A 4,179-nucleotide genomic window follows, 5' to 3' on the forward strand; every position below is an offset into this window, starting at 1 on the left:
CCAATCTAAAGAATTGACATCCTTTTCGATATCTTCTTCCCGAACTCCCACCTGTCTGCCGGCAACCTGGGAATTATGTTTACCACCGTAGAAAGAGAAAGTATGTTGATTTAATTCGGGGGTGGAAGGTAAAACCCCTAGGGTGCTGCGAAGATAGGGAGAATCGGCTAGAATCTCTTTAACTACTTCTTCGTGCTGCCAGCCAGTTTTTAAATAGGGATGGTGTTGTAATTTGGGACTGAAAACGTTAGTAATTATATCTCCCCCCAAGGGGAATAAATTTAAGCTGGTGAGGATAGCGGCAATAGTTATCGTTCCCCAACGGATACTGGGGGCAAAACGACCGCGCCAAGATAATAAACCAACGGATAAAATTAAGGATAAAGTCGGTAAAAGCGGCAAAATATAACGAGCATCTTTATTGATGTTGAGGGATGATAATAGGTATCCCCCCAGCAGAAAAACTCCTAACCAAATCCACACAGGACGATTAACCTTATCTTCGGTTTTTCTATGGCGTAAGGAGATTAATAATCCCACCACGGGAACTAATAACAATACCCAAGAAAGAAAATAGGGTAAAACTTGGGCGTAAAATGTCCAGGCATCTGGACTGGTAAGAGGCGGATCTCCCTCCAAAATCGCCGAATCTACCGTGGCACGTTTGCCCGCGGTTAACATTAATAACCAATTCGTCCGATACCAGGGAAACATTAACCATGCTGCCGTTAAAAAACTGAGCATTAATTGCGCTAGATTGCCCCAACGTTTTCGCCGGAGATTTTCGCCCAATACCCACAAAATCGGTAAAAAGAGGAAAAATAGGGCGGTTTGTTTGACTAACATCCCTAAACCGCAAGCAATCCCCACAGCGATCGCTTTTAGCCAGCCTTGACCACTAAATCGCCACCATGTCAAGCAAAAGTAAGAAAACGTTACAATTGCCGCTAAGGGAAAATCTAAGAGATATTCGAGGCGATAATAGTATAAACCGGGTAGAAATTGACAGATTAAGACCGCCCATAAAGCCACAGTCCCATTAAAGAGGATAATTCCCAATCCGTACACAGAAAAGAGCAGTAGGGCGCTATAGATAGCCATTACCCACATACCCGCGTCAACGCTAATACCAAAGAGATTAAAGAAGGGAATCGTTAAAAGATAGGTTAAAGGGGGAATTTTTGGCGACATTAGCCATAAACCGCGCCACCAATCCCCATCAAACCAGCGCGGATTTTGGAAAGCTTGGCTATAGATAATCCCACCGTTGAGATAATCGGCCTGATCCCAAGCGGGAATAGTATGATCGAGACTAAACCAGAATCTATCGACTAATATCCCCAATATCCATATAATACTGACAATAATTAATCCCTGTCTCCTATCTAGCGATCGCTTCAAAATGACTTCTCCCTAGTGCAACTCTCAATTATTTTGCCACGCCCTCAAGCGACCCTGAAAAAATCGCCAGCAAGAAACACCAGACCGATCGGGGTAAAATAAAGATTTAGTGAAAAATTGTAACAGGAACTTGACAAATGCGAGTGGTGATCGTTGGTGCGGGATTAGCGGGAATGGCAACAGCTATCGATCTGGTCGATGCGGGCTGTACAGTAGAAATCTTAGAATCTCGTCCCTTTGTCGGTGGAAAAGTCGGTAGTTGGGTAGATACGGACGGTAATCACATCGAGATGGGCTTGCACGTCTTTTTCGGTTGTTACTATAATCTTTTTGAGTTAATGAAAAAAGTGGGCGCTTTTCAATCCCTACTACTCAAAGAACACACCCACACTTTTATTAACGAAGGGGGAAAAATCGGCGAATTAGACTTTCGTTTCGTCGCAGGTGCGCCTTTTAACGGTTTAAAAGCCTTTTTTACCTCCTCCCAACTCTCAGCAGCCGATAAAATCTTTAATTCTCTGGCCTTAGGTACCAGTCCCATCGTCCGCGGTCTGATAGACTTTCAAGGAGCGATGAAAACGATTCGGGATCTAGACTCGATTAGTTTTGCCGATTGGTTTCGTAGCCATGGCGGTAATGACGGCAGTTTAAAAAAAATGTGGAATCCGATCGCCTATGCCTTAGGATTTATCGATACGGAAAATATCTCGGCCCGTTGTATGCTGACGATTTTCCAATTTTTTGCCGCTAAAACCGAAGCTTCCGTCCTGCGGATGTTGGAAGGTTCCCCCCACGAATACCTACATAAACCGATTATTAACTATCTGGAGGCACGGGGCGCCAAAATCTCTACCCGTCGTCAGGTGCGGGAAATTCTCTATTCTGGAGAGGGCGAAAATCTGCAAGTTAATGGCCTGATCGTCGCTAACGGAGAAACCACAGAAACTATCACCGCAGATGCCTACGTTTGCGCTGGTGATGTCCCCGGTATTCAGCGTCTCATTCCCCAAGATTGGCGAAAAATGCCGATTTTTGACAATATTTTCCGACTAGAAGCCGTCCCCGTCGCTACGGTACAATTGCGTTTTGACGGTTGGGTGACGGAGTTAAATGATGCCGAAAAACGCCGACAACTGCAAAAAGCGGTGGGAATTGACAATCTTTTGTACACCCACCAAGCGGATTTCTCCTGTTTTGCAGATCTTGCTCTCACCAGTCCTAGGGATTATTATCGCCCCGGAGAAGGCTCTTTATTACAGTTAGTTTTAACCCCCGGGGATCCTTTTATTAAAACTAAAAATGAAGATATTGCCCAGCACGTTTTAGCGCAAGTCCATCAGTTATTTCCCTCCTCGCGGGAGTTAAAGATGACTTGGTTTAGTGTGGTGAAATTGGCCCAGAGTCTCTATCGGGAAGCACCGGGGATGGATGTCTATCGTCCCTCGCAAGCGACTCCTATCCCTAACTTTTTCCTGGCTGGTAGTTATACCCAACAGGATTACATTGATAGCATGGAAGGGGCCACTTTATCGGGTAAACAGGCAGCCAGGGCCATCTTACAACAGGCCGAGCGCCGGAAATCTTTAGCCACGGTTTGAGCAAACAGCCGGCAATCTCGTCTGTTAAGAAGGGGTTGCCTCTAAACTTGTTTTCGGTGGCAAAAGATAACCGCTATAGCTAACTTGGCAAGTCAGCCTCTCAAGCCAAGCTATACAAAAAAGACCGATCGAGCTAGACTCGTAAAAAGATCACTCCATCTAGAAGGCTTACCCTAGACTGGAAAGAACGTCGGAAAAATCTCGTCAGAAATAGGAGTCAATCGAGTTTATGCCAGAGCTTGCTGTACCATTAGAGCTTGATTTCACCAGCGAAACCTATAAATCAGCCTATAGTCGCATTAATGCCATCGTTATTGAAGGAGAATACGAGGCCAATAGCAATTATATTCAATTAGCAGACATCCTCACCGATAACAAAGAAGAGTTACACCGTCTGGCAAAAATGGAAAACCGTCACATGAAAGGTTTTCAAGCTTGCGGCCAAAATTTGCAAATCACTCCTGATATGGATTATGCCAGAGAATTCTTTTCCTCTCTGCACGATAACTTCCAAATTGCCTACGCAGAAGGTAAAGTTGTCACCTGTTTATTAATCCAATCTTTGATTATCGAAGCTTTTGCGATCGCTGCCTATAATATTTATATTCCTGTTGCTGATCCTTTTGCTCGTAAAATTACTGAAGGCGTAGTTAAAGACGAATATTTACATCTCAATTTTGGCGAAGAATGGCTAAAAGCTAACTTTGAAACCGCTAAAGAGGAACTAGAAGCAGCAAATCGCGCTAATCTTCCCATTGTCTGGAGAATGCTCAATCAAGTCGAGGATGATGCTCGCGTCCTCGCTATGGAAAAAGAGGCCCTCGTGGAAGACTTTATGATTAGCTACGGGGAAGCTTTAAGCAATATTGGTTTCAGCACCCGTGATATCATGCGAATGTCTGCCTACGGATTAACTGCTGTCTAAAGCTTGAGCGTCTAGATTTCTTTTTTTCGCCGGGCTGCCGCTCAACACAGAGCGGCACTTTTGTGTATTATATTTAAGAGTCTTAACGATTTCTTAGCAATATCCTAATTTTTATCTAGTGCCATCTAGTCTAACGAAAGAACAATCAATGTTTGGTCTTATAGGTCATCTTACCAGTTTAGAACACGCCCAATCGGTCGCCGACGATCTAGGTTATCCTGAATATGCTAACCAGGGATTAGATTTTTGGTGTGC

At 44.2% G+C, this 4,179-nt stretch carries 3 protein-coding genes and 1 pseudogene; 3 read left to right on the forward strand and 1 reads right to left on the reverse strand.

Annotated elements, in window-relative coordinates; all coding sequences use genetic code 11:
* Positions 1-1,401: ArnT family glycosyltransferase (locus PX484_RS16950; protein WP_288104874.1), on the reverse strand; the 1,401-nt coding region annotated here is incomplete at its 3' end.
* Between the two features lie 137 nt (positions 1,402-1,538).
* Here PX484_RS16950 and zds point away from each other — a divergent pair.
* The 3 genes and pseudogenes from zds to PX484_RS16965 form a co-directional block, all read left to right on the forward strand.
* Positions 1,539-2,999 (forward strand): 9,9'-di-cis-zeta-carotene desaturase, encoded by a 1,461-nt coding sequence (gene zds / locus PX484_RS16955; RefSeq protein WP_002800446.1) that lies wholly within the window; start codon positions 1,539-1,541, stop codon positions 2,997-2,999.
* A 229-nt stretch (positions 3,000-3,228) separates the two neighbouring features.
* Positions 3,229-3,924 (forward strand): aldehyde oxygenase (deformylating), encoded by a 696-nt coding sequence (locus PX484_RS16960; protein WP_288104876.1) that lies wholly within the window; start codon positions 3,229-3,231, stop codon positions 3,922-3,924.
* A 148-nt stretch (positions 3,925-4,072) separates the two neighbouring features.
* Positions 4,073-4,179 (forward strand): annotated as a pseudogene (locus PX484_RS16965) (long-chain acyl-[acyl-carrier-protein] reductase); the annotation flags it as partial.

It is taken from the genome of Microcystis sp. M49636_WE2, assembly GCF_030065375.1.
GTDB lineage: Bacteria > Cyanobacteriota > Cyanobacteriia > Cyanobacteriales > Microcystaceae > Microcystis > Microcystis aeruginosa_C.

Excerpts from the sequence above, each read along its gene's own strand:
- zds (WP_002800446.1), top strand. The coding sequence starts at position 1,539 with ATGCGAGTGGTGATCGTTGGTGCGGGATTAGCGGGAATGGCAACAGCT.
- PX484_RS16960 (WP_288104876.1), top strand. The coding sequence starts at position 3,229 with ATGCCAGAGCTTGCTGTACCATTAGAGCTTGATTTCACCAGCGAAACC.